17 protein-coding genes and 1 riboswitch are annotated in these 15777 nt (G+C 32.6%); of the genes, 12 read left to right on the top strand and 5 right to left on the bottom strand.

The annotated features are described in order from the left end of the window. The first annotated feature begins 50 nt into the window (after positions 1 to 50). Together K7H06_RS15035 and K7H06_RS15030 are read left to right on the top strand one after the other, a co-directional pair. A complete protein-coding gene (locus tag K7H06_RS15035; protein WP_223036852.1) occupies positions 51 to 1181 on the top strand; it encodes an NAD/NADP octopine/nopaline dehydrogenase family protein in 1131 nt (376 codons plus the stop codon). Further along, positions 1181 to 2833 carry a cobalamin B12-binding domain-containing protein gene (locus tag K7H06_RS15030; RefSeq protein ID WP_223036851.1) on the top strand — a complete coding sequence of 551 codons (1653 nt, stop codon included), beginning with the start codon at positions 1181 to 1183 and terminating at the stop codon, positions 2831 to 2833. The genes K7H06_RS15035 and K7H06_RS15030 overlap by 1 nt, the downstream gene beginning before the upstream one ends. Positions 2834 to 2857: 24 nt before the next feature. Here K7H06_RS15030 and K7H06_RS15025 read toward each other — a convergent pair whose 3' ends face one another. Continuing rightward, positions 2858 to 3583 carry a patatin-like phospholipase family protein gene (locus tag K7H06_RS15025; protein WP_223036850.1) on the bottom strand — a complete coding sequence of 242 codons (726 nt, stop codon included), beginning with the start codon at positions 3581 to 3583 and terminating at the stop codon, positions 2858 to 2860. Between the two features lie 411 nt (positions 3584 to 3994). Here K7H06_RS15025 and K7H06_RS15020 point away from each other — a divergent pair, with 411 nt between their 5' ends. From K7H06_RS15020 to K7H06_RS14995, 6 genes are all read left to right on the top strand, one after another. After that, positions 3995 to 4558 (top strand): hypothetical protein, encoded by a 564-nt coding sequence (locus tag K7H06_RS15020; protein ID WP_223036849.1) that lies wholly within the window; start codon positions 3995 to 3997, stop codon positions 4556 to 4558. Between the two features lie 490 nt (positions 4559 to 5048). Next, positions 5049 to 5558 carry a 4Fe-4S ferredoxin gene (locus K7H06_RS15015; protein WP_223036848.1) on the top strand — a complete coding sequence of 170 codons (510 nt, stop codon included), beginning with the start codon at positions 5049 to 5051 and terminating at the stop codon, positions 5556 to 5558. A 71-nt stretch (positions 5559 to 5629) separates the two neighbouring features. After that, complete coding sequence (locus tag K7H06_RS15010) at positions 5630 to 5860, top strand: glutaredoxin family protein (protein WP_223036847.1); 231 nt, start codon at positions 5630 to 5632, stop codon at positions 5858 to 5860. A gap of 197 nt (positions 5861 to 6057) precedes the next feature. Then, positions 6058 to 7062, top strand: a complete 1005-nt coding sequence (locus tag K7H06_RS15005; protein WP_246637544.1) for an acyl-CoA dehydratase activase-related protein — start codon at positions 6058 to 6060, stop codon at positions 7060 to 7062. Beyond that, complete coding sequence (locus tag K7H06_RS15000; protein ID WP_223036845.1) at positions 7016 to 8125, top strand: acyl-CoA dehydratase activase-related protein; 1110 nt, start codon at positions 7016 to 7018, stop codon at positions 8123 to 8125. The genes K7H06_RS15005 and K7H06_RS15000 overlap by 47 nt, the downstream gene beginning before the upstream one ends. Beyond that, positions 8100 to 9086 carry an acyl-CoA dehydratase activase gene (locus K7H06_RS14995; RefSeq protein ID WP_223036844.1) on the top strand — a complete coding sequence of 329 codons (987 nt, stop codon included), beginning with the start codon at positions 8100 to 8102 and terminating at the stop codon, positions 9084 to 9086. Before K7H06_RS15000 ends, K7H06_RS14995 begins: the two co-directional genes overlap by 26 nt. A gap of 83 nt (positions 9087 to 9169) precedes the next feature. Here the strand turns inward: K7H06_RS14995 and K7H06_RS14990 are convergent, their stop codons facing one another. Then, complete coding sequence (locus tag K7H06_RS14990; protein WP_223036843.1) at positions 9170 to 9598, bottom strand: aspartate carbamoyltransferase regulatory subunit; 429 nt, start codon at positions 9596 to 9598, stop codon at positions 9170 to 9172. After that, positions 9592 to 10521, bottom strand: a complete 930-nt coding sequence (gene pyrB, locus K7H06_RS14985) for an aspartate carbamoyltransferase (RefSeq protein WP_223036842.1) — start codon at positions 10519 to 10521, stop codon at positions 9592 to 9594. Before pyrB ends, K7H06_RS14990 begins: the two co-directional genes overlap by 7 nt. Before the next feature lie 303 nt (positions 10522 to 10824). Between pyrB and K7H06_RS14980 the strand changes: the two genes are divergently transcribed. Then, positions 10825 to 11364 carry a hypothetical protein gene (locus tag K7H06_RS14980; protein ID WP_223036841.1) on the top strand — a complete coding sequence of 180 codons (540 nt, stop codon included), beginning with the start codon at positions 10825 to 10827 and terminating at the stop codon, positions 11362 to 11364. Positions 11365 to 11407: 43 nt separating this feature from the next. On the opposite strand, the gene yyaC is transcribed toward K7H06_RS14980, so the two are convergent. Both yyaC and K7H06_RS14970 read right to left on the bottom strand, forming a co-directional pair. Beyond that, a complete protein-coding gene (gene yyaC / locus K7H06_RS14975; RefSeq protein ID WP_223036840.1) occupies positions 11408 to 11950 on the bottom strand; it encodes a spore protease YyaC in 543 nt (180 codons plus the stop codon). A gap of 60 nt (positions 11951 to 12010) precedes the next feature. Beyond that, on the bottom strand, positions 12011 to 12724 hold the full coding sequence (locus tag K7H06_RS14970; protein ID WP_223036839.1) for a tRNA 2-thiocytidine biosynthesis TtcA family protein: 714 nt from the start codon (positions 12722 to 12724) through the stop codon (positions 12011 to 12013). 164 nt (positions 12725 to 12888) lie between these two features. On the opposite strand from K7H06_RS14970, the gene K7H06_RS14965 reads away from it, so the two are divergent. The 3 genes from K7H06_RS14965 (at position 12889) to K7H06_RS14955 (ending at position 15746) form a co-directional block, all read left to right on the top strand. Continuing rightward, positions 12889 to 13356 (top strand): COG2426 family protein, encoded by a 468-nt coding sequence (locus tag K7H06_RS14965; RefSeq protein WP_223036838.1) that lies wholly within the window; start codon positions 12889 to 12891, stop codon positions 13354 to 13356. 86 nt (positions 13357 to 13442) lie between these two features. Continuing rightward, positions 13443 to 13544, top strand: a riboswitch (SAM riboswitch). 100 nt (positions 13545 to 13644) lie between these two features. Beyond that, on the top strand, positions 13645 to 14835 hold the full coding sequence (gene metK, locus K7H06_RS14960; protein WP_223036837.1) for a methionine adenosyltransferase: 1191 nt from the start codon (positions 13645 to 13647) through the stop codon (positions 14833 to 14835). A 338-nt stretch (positions 14836 to 15173) separates the two neighbouring features. Then, a complete protein-coding gene (locus K7H06_RS14955; protein WP_223036836.1) occupies positions 15174 to 15746 on the top strand; it encodes an RNA polymerase sigma factor in 573 nt (190 codons plus the stop codon). The last annotated feature ends 31 nt before the right edge of the window (positions 15747 to 15777 follow it).

The raw sequence follows: 15777 nt of genomic DNA, 5'->3' as shown, positions 1-15777 counted from the left end.
AAATATTATATATACACATAGAAACTATAAAATAAATAGGAGGCGGTTGCGTGAAAGAAAAGCTATTTAGAAAACTTAAATTTGCTGTTATTGGTGCAGGACATGGAGGGCAAGGAATTGCTGGATATTTAGCTTATAAGGGGTATAAAGTAAATCTATATAATCGTACCATTGAAAAGATTAAGGAAATTAAGCAAAAGGGGTATATTGATCTTGTAGGAGCTGTTGTTGGACGAGGAAGACTAAATTTAGTTACCAATAGTATTGAAAAAGCGATAAAAAATGTAGATGTGATTATGGTTGTGTTGCCTGCTAGTGCACATAAATTTATTGCAAATCATATGGCTCCCTTTGTAACCCAAGAGCAGTATATTGTATTAAATCCTGGAAGAACAGGAGGAGCCTTAGAATTTAAAAGTATTATAGGAAGGCACAATCCATTGAAGAAAGTTTGTATTGTGGAAGCACAAACCCTTCTCTTTGCATGTAGGGCGCAAGAACCAGGAAAGGTAAAAATATTTAGCAAAAAGGAAGAAGTAAAAGTTGCTACTCTTCCTGCTGTAAGAAATAATCAATTTATTCATACCGTTCATGAAGTGTTTCCAGAATTTACACCTGCTTTAAGTGTATTAGAAACAAGCTTTAATAATGTAGGTGCTCTCCTTCATCCTATTCCAACAATTTTAAATTGTGGAAGGATTGAAAATACAAAGGGTAATTTTAGATATTATATAGATGGCATTACTCCTGCTGTTGCTAAAATTATTGAGCAGGTAGACCATGAAAGAATGCAGGTGGCAAGAGTTTTAGGGGTTAAGGTTATGTCATTAACAGAATGGTTAGGATACACTTATAATGCTTACGGGAATACCTTGTGTGAAGCTTTAAAGAATGCAAAAGGATACTTAGGAATTAAGGCCCCTATGGACCTAAATACTAGATATATTCATGAAGATGTACCTCAAAGTCTAGTACCTATTTGGGATATGGCTAATCATTTAAATATACAAACCCCAACTATTCAAGCTATGATTCATTTGGCATCTATTCTTCATCATACAGATTATTATAAAAATGGTAGAAAGGTAATAGATATGGGACTAGAAGGCTTATCCATAGAAGAAATAAAGGCATTTGTAATGAATGACCAAGTATCAGATTCAAGAGGAGTGGTAGCATAATGAAAAAATTTTTAGGAGCAGCAATTGGAAATTGTGTACATGTAGGTGGTGTTGTAAATTTCTTAAGACTTGCAGAGGACGAAGGAAATACTACTGAATTCTTAGGTGCAGCTGTTAAAATAGAAAAATTAATAAACACTATCATAGAGATCAAACCCCATGTAGTGAGTGTAGGATATCGATTAACTCCTGATGCTGTAAGACCTTTACTTAATAAGCTTAAAAATTATATATATGAAAAAAATTTAAAAGATATAGAGTGGATTTTTGGTGGAACAAAACCTGTAGCAGAAATTGCAAAGGAATATGATTTCTTTTGTAAAATATTTGATGGGACAGAGGATTTAGATGAGGTAATCAATTATTTAAGGGGAAGAAATTTAAAAGAAACTGTAGGAAATGCACCTCAAAACATTATTGAAAGAATAGAAGGGAAATACCCCTATCCAGTGATAAGACATCATTTTGGATTACCTTCATTTGAAGATACGTATGAAGGAATTAAAAAGATTGCAAATGCAAAGGTTTTAGATGTAATATCTATAGGACCGGATCAGAATGCGCAGGAAAACTTTTTCACGCCAGAGAAAATGAATCATGATTTAGATGGGGCTGGAGGGGTACCTTTAAGAAAGGTAGAAGATTTTGAAAAACTATATGAAGCTTCTAGAAGAGGAAATTATCCTTTATTGAGGTGTTATAGTGGAACGGCAGAAGTCTTTCCTTTTGCACAAATGCTAAAAAATACTATTAATAATGCATGGTGTGCTGTACCTTTATGCTGGTACAATGTACTAGATGGAAGAGGAAAAAGAGAAGTTTTAGATTCTATCACAGAGAGTCAGCAATTAATGAAATGGCATGCTGATAGAAATATTCCTATAGAAGTAAATGAAGCTCATCACTGGAGTTTAAGAGATGCTCATGATACCATTGGTGTAGTTATGGCATATTTAGCAGCTTATAATGCAAAAAAAATGGGTGTGAAAAATTATATTGCTCAATATATGTTTAATGTGCCCCCTTCAATGCATCCGAGTATGGATCTTGCGAAAATGCTTGCAAAAATAGAGTTGATTGAATCTTTAGAAGATGAAAATTTCAAAGTCTATCGACAAGTAAGGGCAGGTCTTGCCAGTTTAAGTGCAGATTTAGATGTGGCAAAGGGACAACTAGCTTCATCTACTTATCTTGCTATGAGTATAAAACCTCATATTGTACATGTAGTAGGATTTAGTGAAGCAGATCATGCAGCAAAATCTGAAGATGTAATTGAAAGCTGTAAAATTGTAAGGGGAGTAATAAGGTCTACACTCCATGGAATGGTAGATATGACGAAGGAGCAAGTTGTAGAGAATAGAAAAAATGAGTTGATAGAGGAAGTAAGGATTTTATTAAATACAATAAAATCATTATATCCTGAAAGCAAAGATCCCTTTAGTGATCCAAAAGTCCTTACAGCTATCATCAAAAGAGGAATTATTGATGCGCCTCATTTGAGAGGAAATAAGAGTGCTAAGGGAACTTTAGAGACTAGAATAGTAGATGGGAAATGTATGCCTTATTCTAAAATCTTAGGAAGAGTTGTATCTGAAAAAGAGAGAGTTACTGAGCTTTTGAATGATGAAATGGATAAAAGCTTTTCTGCATAAAGGTAGTCTATTGACTACCTTTTTTCATTTAAGAGTATGTTGAATCTCTTCTATTTTTGAAAGGCCTTCTTTATAACCTTTCTTTAATAAATCCTTTGCTTTTCGAAAATCCATTGGATTAAAATCTTTCATATTCATATCAATAATAATATCTGCTTTTTCAAGCTCGCTACGAGCAACTTTATTTTGCATAATTAAGAAGGATTTTAGAATGATCTCAAAACTGTTTTTGGGACGCCAATGGTTAAAATCAGGAGATAAGTTTACACCAATGATTACATCTGCACCCATTTCCCTTAAGACATGAATAGGAACGTTGTTGACAACTCCTCCATCTACTAATGTACGGTTGTTCAATAAAACAGGGTGAAATATACCAGGAATAGCAGTGGATGCACGAATAGCAGTAGAGATTTTTCCAGAATGGATGACTACTTCTTCTCCAGTGATTAAGTCAGTAGTAATGGCTGAAAAAGGGATTTTTACATCTGAAAATGTTTTTTCTCCAATAAGGTTATATAAGAATTTTTCCATAGGTTCATTAGAGAATAAGCCTCCTAAAGGTAAAGAAATGCGACATAAATGATTCCAATGGGTACTAGTTGCAAGACTTGAAAGCTTTTTAGTGGATGTGCCTAAAGCATACAATCCACCTATTAAAGAACCAATACTTGTACCGCTTATATAATGAATGGGAATATTATTTTCTTCTAAAGCTTTAAGGACACCTATATGAGCAATTCCCCACACAGCCCCCCCTCCTAGGGATAAACCTATAGATGGAGAAGATTTCTTTTTAAAGTTGCGAAGTTTTTTGATAAAACCCATATATTCACGACCTTCCTCTATTAATTTTACGTATGTGATAGATATTCCTTTTTCTATTTTGAAATTTTCAGGTTCAGTCTTGATAAATAAGTATTCTATTTTTGTGTAGAAGCTTCTTTATGTATTATATGCCATAAGGTAGATCATTTCTACTATGAAAAAACATCTAGTTAAAAGTGCTAATAGATAAGTTTTTGAAGGAAAATTTTTGAAATTTTTCATATGGATTATAAAAAAATATATTATAATCTTACACCATAATGCATTGAGCAGCATAATATGTAATGAAATCATAAAACCGTATGTACTAGCCTTTTGAAGGGAGGGGGTAAAGTGGAAGAGCTTAATAGGGAAGAATTAAGTTTGAAAGAATCGGAGGCGGAGGTGTTAGATGCAAAAGATTTGGAGGAATTAAATAAAAAATCTAATAAAAGTTTGACAGAGATGATTTCTAATCTGTTTAGCAATGACAAAATCCTTCCTATTCTATTATATGCATTGATTAATAGACAAGAGAAAAAGACTACAAAAGCTTATTGGGGAGATCAATTAAAAGATGTAGTAGGAAAAGCAGAAAATGTTTTAGATATTTTGTATGCATTAGATGAGTATACGAAGGATGAATATAGAGCGGACAGTACTTATACGCAAAATAGACCCATTGAATTATTAGAAGTGATTAGACCGCATGTACATGGCAGTGGAAGACAAAAAATAGATCAGGCACTTGCAGTCAATGATCGAGTGAGTCAGTTGCAGGAGAATACAGGAAAAAACATAATAGAGACCTTTGAAAATATTACAGATATATTGGAAATATTAGAGATAAAAAAAGGATCTGAGATGAAGAGAACCTTAAATAAAGCAAAAGCTATTATAGAAATCATGAGAAGGTAAAAGTTTCTGCTATGCAGGAACTTTTTTCTTTTAGGGTTTTGGGGAATACTATTTATATAGTTTTGTGTTTGTAAATTTTTTTTAGAATTTATATTGACAGTATAAGAAAAATATACTAAAATATAATCATACCCCCTAGGGAGGGGGTTAGACGAAAAAGGAGGTATTTATATGTATATAAATGTTACAGATAAAGCGCAGGAAATGATTAGAAAGCAATTAAAGGATAAAAAATCAGAAAGTACATTCTTAAGAATATTTATCAAAGGCTTTGGATGAGGTGGTCCAACATTTGGAATAGCCCTGGAAGGGTTAAAAGATGATGAAAAAGATTATTTTGAAGAAACAAATGAACTAAAGATGATTGTGGAAAAAGATTTATTAGATCAATTTAAAAATTTTAAAATAGATTATTCCGATGGATGGTTCTCTAAAGGTTTCAAAATTACTGCAGGATCGGGAGGTTCAGGTTGTTAGAAAGGAGAAAAAAATGGCTGTAAAAAAATCACATCAATCATGGTCATGGATTTTAATGGTACTATTTATTACACTATCAATCATTGATATACGTTTTGGACTATTAGGATTTGTTTGTATAGGTGCTCCTATTTATCATGCATTACGAGGAGAAGGAAAGATTCATTGTTCTAAATATTGTCCAAGGGGATCTATACTAGGTAAATTCTTGCAATCTATAAGTTTGAGTAATCAGTTACCAAAAGCTTTTAGAGGAAGGAAAGCGAAAAATATATTATTGACAATGATGATGATTATGTTTAGCATATCCTTATATCATGCTTTTTCTCAACCGAATATTGTAAATGCTATAGCCTTTGCTGTTTTTCGATTGATGATGGTGTCCTTTATATTAGGGATTGTAATGGGGGTTATTTTCAAGCCGCGTAGTTGGTGTCAAGTTTGCCCAATGGGTCACGGAACGGCCCTTATTAAGGAAGCACAAGACAAAAAGGCATCAAAAAAAGTTCAGAAAGTAGCTTGATTTTATGAATAAAGGAGTAGTATAGTGGGTATAGAATGATTAAATGTTAAATAATGAAGGAGGAATTTTATATGAATAAAAATGTAGTAGTATATTCAAGTAATACATGTGTGTATTGTAAGGATGCAAAGGATTATCTTCAATCAATAGGCGTTGAATATACAGAAAAAAATGTTTCTACAGATATGGCAGCTCGAAAGGAATTAATTAAAAAAGGATTTATGGGTGTGCCAGTGATTATGGTAGAAGATGAAACGATACAAGGATTTGACAAAGACAAAATTGATGAATTATTAAAATAAAGAATGTGTTGCGATGAAAAATCGCAGCACATTTTTTTATGATAAAAAAATCAAAACGATACAGTATATCCATTGATCTATAAGATGTACACTTTTGTATTTGTGAGTAAAAAATAAAATTTTGTTTAAAATCTATCCAAATTGCTAACAATTATATAGGAGACGAAGCAGTAGCGAATAGAAAGGATAGGATGCGTATGAGAATTGGCATACCTAGGGGATTGTTCTATTACTATTATTATCCTCTTTGGACAAAATTTTTTGAAATGCTAGGAGCAGAGGTTGTTGTATCTAAAAAAACGAATAAACAGATTGTAGATAGCGGTGTGAAGTGTACAGTAGATGATGCATGTCTTCCTGTAAAGGTATACCATGGTCATGTTGTGGATTTAAAAGATCAAGTGGATTTTATATTTGTGCCTAAAATCATGAGTATTTACAAAAATGAATATATTTGTCCTAAATTTTGTGGACTTCCAGAAATGATAAAAAGTTCAATTAAAGATTTACCGCCAATGATAGATACGACTATTGATTTTCACAAATCAAAGAAAAAATTATTAAAAACTGTATATGAAATAGGGAAACATATAACAAAGGATAAAGAAAAAATAAATTTTGCTTTTGAAGAATCACTAAAACAGCATAAAGCTTATACGGAGCATATGAAGAATGGGATACTCCCTATAGATATTGACGGGAATAAGATTTTTCAATATATCAATCCATATAAGTATAAACAAAAGATTCTTCTTTTAGGACATCCTTATAATATTTATGATGATTATTTGAGTATGAATATCATAGAAAAATTAAGGAAAAATAATCTTCATGTGATGACGCAGGATACTTTTGATACGAAGATTATTAATGAAAAAGCAGCTACCATGGATAAGAAAATGTTTTGGAGCTTCGGAAGAAAAGTATTAGGAGCTGCTCTTTATGCTATGGAACAAGAAGATATACAAGGGATTATTTATCTATCAAGCTTTGGATGTGGGATAGATTCTGTTATTGCAGATATTATTGAAAGAAGAACAAGAAGAAATTCTAACAAACCATTTATCCTACTCACCTTAGATGAGCATACAGGAGAAGCTGGAATAGATACAAGAATAGAAGCTTTTGTAGATATGATTAAATGGAGGGAAAAAAATGAAAATTACATTTCCACACATGGGCAATATGTATCTACCCGCTAAAGCTATGTTTGATGATTTGGGGGTAGAGACGGTTTTACCTCCTAAGAATAGCAAAAAAACTTTAGAAATTGGGACAAAATATTCACCAGAGCTTATTTGTCTTCCTATGAAAATCAATCTAGGAAACTATATAGAAAGTATAGAAAAAGGTGCAGACACCATTGTTGTGACAGGAAGCTGTGGTCCTTGCAGATTTGGTTATTTTGCAGAAGTAGAAAAGGAAATATTAAAGGATCTAGGTCATAATGTTGAATTTGTCGTATTAGAAGCACCTGATGGAAACATAAAAGAACTTTATAACCGGATTAGTAAAATTGCCAATACAAAAAATATGATGAAAATAGCTAAGGGGTTAAAGGGTGGTATTGGTGTACTTAAAAGGATTGATAAGTTTGAAGAGACAGTATTAAAGTTAAGACCTTATGAAAAAAATAAAGGAGAGATGGATAAGGTTTATAAGAGCCTTATAAAGAATCTTGAAAATAGTGAAGGCTCTCAAGCAATGATAAAACTTATCAATCAGGCTCAAAAGTGTATAGAAGAAATTCCAATTGAGAAAAATAGAGATATTCTAAAAGTTGGAATTGTTGGAGAGATTTACACAATTATAGAAAACTTTGCAAATATAGATATTGGAAAGAAATTAAACGAACTGGGTGTAGAAGTACATAAGTCTCATACTACTTCTGGATGGGTATTAGAGCACCTATTTTACAATAGCATAGGAAGTACAAGAGAAAAGGATATAAGAAATGCTGCAAAACCATATGTAAAGACTATGGTAGGAGGTCATGGAAGAGAAACTATAGGAAATACGATTCTTTATGCAAAGGACGGATATGATGGGGTGATACAAGTAATGCCTTTTACTTGTATGCCTGAGATTGTTGCTATGAGTTTGCTTCCTCAAGTACAAAACGAATATCATATTCCTATTATGACACTCATTATTGATGAGATGACAGGAGAAGCGGGATATGTTACAAGACTTGAGGCGTATATTGACCTATTAAGAAACAGGAGGGAAAAATACAAAAATGAAAAAATGTTATCTTGGCGTTGATATTGGTTCTGTGAGTACAAATATTATTGTCATGGATGAAGAGGACAGAATCGTAGATACACTATATTTAAGAACACAAGGAAGACCTATTGAGACAGTGAAAAATGGGCTTTCACAAATGAAAGAAAGACTCGGAGAAGATGTCCATGTATTAGGGGTAGGGACTACCGGAAGTGGTAGAAATCTTGGAGGAATTATGATAGGAGCTGATGTGATAAAAAATGAAATCACAGCTCATGGAGTTGCAGCCCTTCATTTTGTGCCAGATGTAAGGACGATCATAGAAATTGGTGGACAAGATTCCAAAATTATTCTTCTTCGAAATGGTGTTTTATACGATTTTGCCATGAATACGGTTTGTGCTGCAGGGACAGGTTCTTTTTTAGATAGGCAAGCAGAACGATTAGGAATTCCTATAGAAGAGTTTGGAGATTTGGCACTAAAGTCAAATGCAACTGTAAGAATAGCAGGAAGATGCGCTGTGTTTGCAGAATCAGATATGATTCATAAACAGCAGCTTGGACATAACCAAGAAGATATTATCAATGGTTTGTGTGAAGCCCTTGTAAGAAATTATCTTAATAATTTAGGAAAGGGTAAAGAAATTCAAGGACCTGTTATATTTCAGGGGGGCGTGGCTGCTAATGTAGGAATAAAAAAAGCTTTTGAAAAAATACTAGGGTGTGAAGTGGTAGTGCCAAAGTTTGCAAATGTAATGGGTGCAATCGGATCAGCTCTCCTTGCAAAAGAAGAAGTATCAAAAAAGGGTAGCACTAATTTTAAAGGATTTGAGATTGCAGATAGTAACTATGCTGTAAAGAGTTTTGAATGTGAACATTGTCCAAATATGTGTGAGGTAGTAGAATTTTATAGAGATGAAAGCTTAGTTGCAAGATGGGGCGATAAGTGTGGTCGCTGGAGTAACAATATTAATGTGGAAAGTAAGAAATTAGCACAATAAATGTTTCTAAAATATAAATAAAGAAATAGCTTCAAGAAAATCAATAAATTTTCTTGAAGCTACTTTAAGTTGTTTATTCATATTTAGATTTTATATTCTGTAATCTCCTCACAGTATTCACATTGATAAGATAATGTATCTGAAGATACGAGTTCGAATTCTGGTTTTACATAATCATCAAAATTTGTGATGCATCTTGGATTATGACAGGAGAATAAGCCTTTTACATTCTTAGGAATTTCTACTTTCTTTTTTTGTCCTAACTTTCCTTCTTTGATAATATTTACTGTAATGCTATCATCAATGAGTCCTAAAAAGGCTAAGTCAATATCAATATTGTTTTCGATTTTAATAATATCTTTTCTTCCCATGGCTTTGCTAGGGACGTTCATTAATAATACAACAGGGTAATCTACTTGATCTAACATGAGCTTATTAAATATCTTTAGACCATTTCCAACGGTGATATGATCTAGCACAATGCCTTTTTTTATACTTGTAACTTCTAGCATGTTAAATCCACCTCCAATAATTTAGTAATGAGTGCCATTCGAATATAAATTCCAAGCTTTGCTTGCTCAAAATATACAGCGCGCGGGTCTTGATCTAATTCGTACGCTATTTCGTTGACTCTAGGAAGTGGGTGCATAATAATCATGTCTTTTTTTGCAGTTTTTATTTTTGCTAAATCCAAGATATAGGAACCCTTTAGTCGGTTGTAGTCAGCTTCGTTGAAGAAACGTTCCTTTTGTATTCTTGTCATGTATAGTATATCTATTTCATTCATTACTTCTTCTAAGGTACTAACTTCTTTTAGTGTAACTCCGTCTTTTATAAGACTTCTCTTTAGTGAATCAGGTAATGAAAGTTCTTCTGGTGAAATTAAGATGAATTGTTTTATATTGTATCTTGCTAGTGTTCGGATTAAAGAGTGAACGGTTCTTCCAAATTTCAAATCACCACAAAATGCAATAGTTTGATTTTCAAAAGCGCCTTTATACATATGAATAGTCAATAAATCAGTAAGTGTTTGTGTTGGATGCTGATGGCCTCCATCCCCTCCATTGATGATAGGGATATGAGCATACTTTGAAGCAAGCTTTGGAGCCCCTTCTTTAGGATGTCTCATGACAGCAATATCAGCATAGCTAGAAATGACTCTTATTGTGTCGGCAATGCTCTCACCCTTTGATACGGAGCTTGTAGCCGCATCACTAAAGCCTAAGATACTTCCTCCCAGTCTTAACATAGCTGATTCGAAGCTAAGTCGTGTTCTTGTACTAGGCTCGTAAAAAAGTGTGCCTAAAATTTTTCCTTTGCAAGCTTCATTATATTTTTCAGGATGATGATACATTTCTTTTGCAAGTTTGATCAGTTCGTCTAACTCTTTTGTAGTAAAATCTTCAGGGTCAATAAGATGTCTCAATTTATTCATTTTTTATCCTCCTTTTTGGTCTCTCGGAACCAGCTTAAAGGTACTAAAAAAGCCTTTTGACCATAAGGTAAAAAGGCATAATGAACAGAATTATTTACTATTATATAGTAAACTAAGTCTATGCTTGCCTTTTTAACCTCACAGGGTTAAGTTAAAGGTCTTTTTTTATCTATTTTAGACTATCATATAAGTTTTTTTATGTCAATGAGTAAAATAAGAATTAATAGTAAAAAAAAGGAAAAAAATCACAACGCGAAGAATATTACTTTAGATTACTTTGAATTACTACTAGGGGGGAGTAGAATGAAAAGGGAAATGTTCAATGAACTTCCTATTAAAATACAAGTGGAGAATTTTAATAGGATGGTGAAAAATAGTAGTATTAGAAAGGTATGTGAAGAACTTAATATTGGAAAAACGACGATAAGAAATCGCTTTGAAAAAGAAGGCTATATATTTAGTAGAGATAAAAATCAATACATAAAGAATGAAAAGATGATATTAATAGAGGAGAAGCTAATAAAAAGGAATCATGAAGGAATAGAAGAAAAAGTAATAAAAAGTAATATAAATCTTACAGAAGAAAAATCTATTCGATTAGAAGAACTAATGGAGATGGTTGATGATTTAAAGGCCATGGTGAGTAGTTGGAAAGAAAGTAATGTAACCAATAAAAAAAACTTGTATATAAGAAATTTCAAAGGAGATTTACATGTAAAAAGTATAAAAGTATATAAAGAGGTTCTAGAGCCATTTAATAGGTTTGTGTTGGAACATAAGGAATTTAAGCAGCAAGATATTATTAATCAAGCATTATGGGAATTTTTACAAAAATTTCAATAAACCATTGATAAGAGTGAGGCTGTAGGAAAATTCCTACAACCCTTTAAGACAAATAAGTTGCCAAAATAAAGGCATCTACAATAACTTCTGACATTTTCATCACAAGGCTTAAACGGATATTGTGGATAGAAAAACAATCTTCTTTATTGAGTTTATCAACAATTCCAACGATAGACATTTGTCCCACACCAGGGAGTTTCTTTCCAACTCCTTTTCCAGGAAAAATAGGACCTCTTTTTACGTGGATATTGCCAATAAGTTCCTCATTTCCTAAACAGGCATCTACTGCAATAAAGAATCCATTAGGGTGTTTACCCTTTATTTTTTCCATAGATTCTTTAAGATTTACTGCATGGATGGGATCATCTAAGGTACCATAGACAGGAAATCTAAAATCTCTATTCTGAAGCATTGTGCCAACTAAAGGACCTAAAGCGTCACCAATACAGCGATCTGTACCAATACATATAATGACTGCGCTGTTTGAAATTCTTTCCTTAATGGTCTCTGATAATATGGTTGAAGCATTTTCATTTGTATAATGTACACGTCTTTTATATAAGTAGTTATGATAATCGTCCTTCAAAGAGAAAACACCCCCTTATATGAATATATATATGAGGGGGTGGGAAATATGACACAAAAATTATTTTGACCAAATATTTAACTGTTCTTTATTTTTTAGTGCTGTAATGATTCTGTCTTTTCCATTAGGAATATCTTTATAGATTTGTTCTAAAAGATTTTTCATATATTGTCTTTGGGTTTTTCCATTAGCAGGACAAGGACTTTTTACAACAGGAAGATGGTGTTTATTAACAGCAGAAATGATGTCTTTTTCTGATGCGTAGATGAGTGGTCGGATCATGGTTAGGTTTTTTCTATCCAAAAACGTTACTGGATCAAAGGTGCTGATTCTACTCTCATAAAACATACTTAAAAACAATGTTTCTACTGCATCATCTCCGTGATGTCCTAGTGCAAGTTTTGTGACACCGTATTTTTTACAAAGCGTATGAAGCCTTCCTCTTCTCATCCTAGCACACATGGCACAAGGATTTTTATCTTTTCGTTCTTCAAACACGACTTTTCCAATTTGAGTGGGTTGAATGATATAGGGAATCTTTAAATCATGACAGAATTTTTTTAGAGGAGTAAGATCAAAATCATCGAAGCCTAAAGTTAAAGTAAAGGCTTTTAATTCATATTTTACAGGGGAAAAGTTTTGAAAAAGCTTTAAAGCATATAAAAGAGTAGTACTATCTTTTCCACCTGAAACACCAACACCTACTACATCTCCATCTTGAATCATAGAAAAATCGCTTACAGCTTTTTTTACACATCCTAGTATTTTTTTCATAGTAAGAAATCCTTTCTGTTAGCTATATAAATTAAATTATATAAAAATCCACACTAAAATAAACATTAAATTCTTATTACAAAGAAAATAGTTCTTCATAAAATATTGAGGTTGCTATATAATGTTTGTAGAGAATAGAAAAAATATGGATAAGGAAGATTGCGATGGATCAAATACTTGAATATATTTCAAATGAAATAATGGTTTTACTAGTAGCAGCAATGCCTTTGATAGAGCTAAGGGGAGCTATACCAATAGGGGTAGCTAGAGGAATGAGTGCGATGCATGCTACCCTATTAGGATTGATTGGAAGTATGATCCCCGTTCCTTTTTTACTGATTTTGTTAAAGCCTATTTTTATAAAAATGAAAAAACATCCTTATTGGAGAAAACTTGTTGATTGGATTACGAAGAGAACTTTAAGAAAAACAGAAAAGGTGCATAAATATAAAAGCTTAGGATTATTATTATTTGTAGCTGTTCCACTACCAACTACAGGAGTATGGACAGGATCCATTGCAGCATCACTTTTTAATATACCCTTTAAAAATGCATTTATTGCTATATTTATAGGAAACACCATTGCAGCACTCATTATCATGACACTTAGTCATGTGGCTGTAAATTTATAAAATCAATAATTTTCCAAAATAAAAAAGTTGACATATTTTTTGAATATGATAAAATTACCTTGATAAAATTAAATAAAAATCTTGATGCCTTATCAAGAGTGGAGGAGGGACTAGGCCCGATGATTCCCGGCAACCGGTTATTTGCACGGTGCTAAATCCTACAGAAGATAATTTCTGGAAGATGAGGACAAAGAAAATCCAACCTCTTCTTTTTGTGAAGAGGTTTTTTTAAAAGCTTTTTTAGGAAATAATATAATACAATAAATACTTTAAGGAGGTATACGAAAAATGGCAAGAAGATTATTTACTTCAGAGTCAGTTACAGAAGGGCATCCAGATAAGATATGTGACCAAGTTTCAGATGCTATATTAGATGCAATTTTTGAAAAGGATCCTCATGCACGTGTTGCAGCAGAAACGTCTGTAACAACAGGTCTTGTACTTGTTGCAGGAGAGATTAGTACACATTGTTATGTAGATATTCCAAAGGTAGTAAGAAAAACAATCAAAGAAATTGGTTATGACAGAGCAAAATATGGATTTGATTGTGAAACTTGTGCGGTACTTACTTCTATAGATGAGCAATCTTCTGATATTGCTATGGGGGTAGATGAAGCATTAGAAAGCAAAGAAGGAGAAAAATATGATGATATAGAAGCAATTGGTGCAGGAGACCAAGGAATTATGTTCGGGTTTGCATGCAATGAAACACCAGAATTGATGCCTATGCCTATTGCCCTTGCTCACAAGCTTGCTAGAACATTAACAGAAGTTAGAAAAAATGGTACATTAAAGTATTTACGTCCAGATGGAAAAACACAGGTAACCGTAGAATATGAAGGGGACAAACCTGTAAGAATAGATACGATTGTTATTTCTACACAACATTGTCCAGATGTAACAAGAGAACAAATTGAAAAAGACTTAATTGAGCATGTAGTAAAAAATATTGTTCCAGCTGATTTATTAGATGAAAAAACAAGATACCTAATCAATCCTACAGGTAGATTTGTTATTGGTGGACCACAAGGAGACGCAGGACTTACAGGTAGAAAGATTATAGTAGATACTTATGGTGGGTATGCAAGACACGGTGGTGGTGCATTCTCAGGAAAAGATCCAACAAAAGTTGACCGTTCAGCAGCTTATGCAGCAAGATATGTTGCTAAAAACATTGTAGCAGCAGGACTTGCAGATAAATGCGAACTAGAGCTTGCTTATGCAATCGGAGTAGCACAACCGGTATCTATCCTTGTAGAAACATTTGGAACAGGTAAAGTAGCTGAAGAAAAACTAGAAGAGCTTGTAAGTAAGCACTTTGATTTAAGACCAGCAGCAATCATTAGAGATTTAGATTTAAGAAGACCAATCTTTAAACAAACGGCTGCATATGGACATTTTGGCAGAACAGACATTGATCTTCCATGGGAAAAAACAGATAAAGCTGAAATTTTAAGAAAAGAAGCATTAGGTGAATAAAAGGATAAAAAATGATAAGGTATTTTAGATACCTTATCATTTTGTTTTTTAGGAGTGTATAACATAAAAGTGAGTTTTAAAATTTTGTTAGTGAATGAGTATAATAAGAATTTTTAGGATAAAGAAGTTGAGTAGTATTTGAAAATAAGATATAACTAAGAAGTAGTTTTTCTATTTTTAAGAAGATTTTTAGAAAAGTAGAGGCTACTAAAAAGAATAGGCTATAAAACAAAAATCGACTAGTTCTTAGTGGATTTTTTCTTTTTTTAGGGGAAGATACTACAATTTCTATAGACCATGGTACTTTTGAGGATCGATCCTCCTATTTGGAGGAAGCTATGGAATATAGGATGAAAAATCTTATAGAAAGGTGCAAAGATGGAGAAAAACTTGCCAAAGAGGAGGTCGTTGAAAGACTTAAGCCTTTAGTTTTTGCATCTATTAAGAAATATTATTTTGGAGAGGAAGAATTTAAGGATTTGTTTCAAGAAGGGGTTTTAAAAATATTAAGAGAAATAGAGAAATTTGATGAAACAAAAGGAGTACCCTTTTTAGGATATATAAAACTTCAGCTTAAATTTTTTTATATGGAGAAAAGGAAAAAGAGCAGAAAAGAACTTTCTCTTAATAATCAAGTAGGTACAGGAGAAGATCTATTGTCCTTTATAGATTTATTAGTAGATGAAACAGCAAATATAGAGGAACGTTTATTAAAATCGGAGAAACATTTATTTTTAGGACGAGCATTACAAACCTTAACAACTAAGCAAAAGCAGATTATTATTTTATATTATGGCAAGGGACTGAACATGAGACGAATTTCAAAGATGCTAGGGCTACATTATCAGACTATCGTTAAGACGAAGGAGAGAGCGCTAGAGAAGATGAAAAAGTCATTTTCTATATACTAAACTTTCTAAAAGAAGATCATTTATATAAGTG

Source organism: Crassaminicella profunda, assembly GCF_019884785.1.
Taxonomy (GTDB): domain Bacteria; phylum Bacillota; class Clostridia; order Peptostreptococcales; family Thermotaleaceae; genus Crassaminicella; species Crassaminicella profunda.
Note: the sequence above shows the minus strand (reverse complement) of the source record. Positions and strands in the feature narration are given on the sequence as shown.

Excerpts from the sequence above, each read along its gene's own strand:
- K7H06_RS15030 (WP_223036851.1), top strand. The coding sequence starts at position 1,181 with ATGAAAAAATTTTTAGGAGCAGCAATTGGAAATTGTGTACATGTAGGT.
- K7H06_RS15015 (WP_223036848.1), top strand. The coding sequence starts at position 5,049 with ATGGCTGTAAAAAAATCACATCAATCATGGTCATGGATTTTAATGGTA.
- K7H06_RS15010 (WP_223036847.1), top strand. The coding sequence starts at position 5,630 with ATGAATAAAAATGTAGTAGTATATTCAAGTAATACATGTGTGTATTGT.
- K7H06_RS15005 (WP_246637544.1), top strand. The coding sequence starts at position 6,058 with ATGAGAATTGGCATACCTAGGGGATTGTTCTATTACTATTATTATCCT.
- K7H06_RS15000 (WP_223036845.1), top strand. The coding sequence starts at position 7,016 with ATGAAAATTACATTTCCACACATGGGCAATATGTATCTACCCGCTAAA.
- K7H06_RS14995 (WP_223036844.1), top strand. The coding sequence starts at position 8,100 with ATGAAAAAATGTTATCTTGGCGTTGATATTGGTTCTGTGAGTACAAAT.
- K7H06_RS14990 (WP_223036843.1), bottom strand. The coding sequence starts at position 9,598 with ATGCTAGAAGTTACAAGTATAAAAAAAGGCATTGTGCTAGATCATATC.
- pyrB (WP_223036842.1), bottom strand. The coding sequence starts at position 10,521 with ATGAATAAATTGAGACATCTTATTGACCCTGAAGATTTTACTACAAAA.
- K7H06_RS14980 (WP_223036841.1), top strand. The coding sequence starts at position 10,825 with ATGAAAAGGGAAATGTTCAATGAACTTCCTATTAAAATACAAGTGGAG.
- K7H06_RS14970 (WP_223036839.1), bottom strand. The coding sequence starts at position 12,724 with ATGAAAAAAATACTAGGATGTGTAAAAAAAGCTGTAAGCGATTTTTCT.
- K7H06_RS14965 (WP_223036838.1), top strand. The coding sequence starts at position 12,889 with ATGGATCAAATACTTGAATATATTTCAAATGAAATAATGGTTTTACTA.
- metK (WP_223036837.1), top strand. The coding sequence starts at position 13,645 with ATGGCAAGAAGATTATTTACTTCAGAGTCAGTTACAGAAGGGCATCCA.
- K7H06_RS14955 (WP_223036836.1), top strand. The coding sequence starts at position 15,174 with ATGGAATATAGGATGAAAAATCTTATAGAAAGGTGCAAAGATGGAGAA.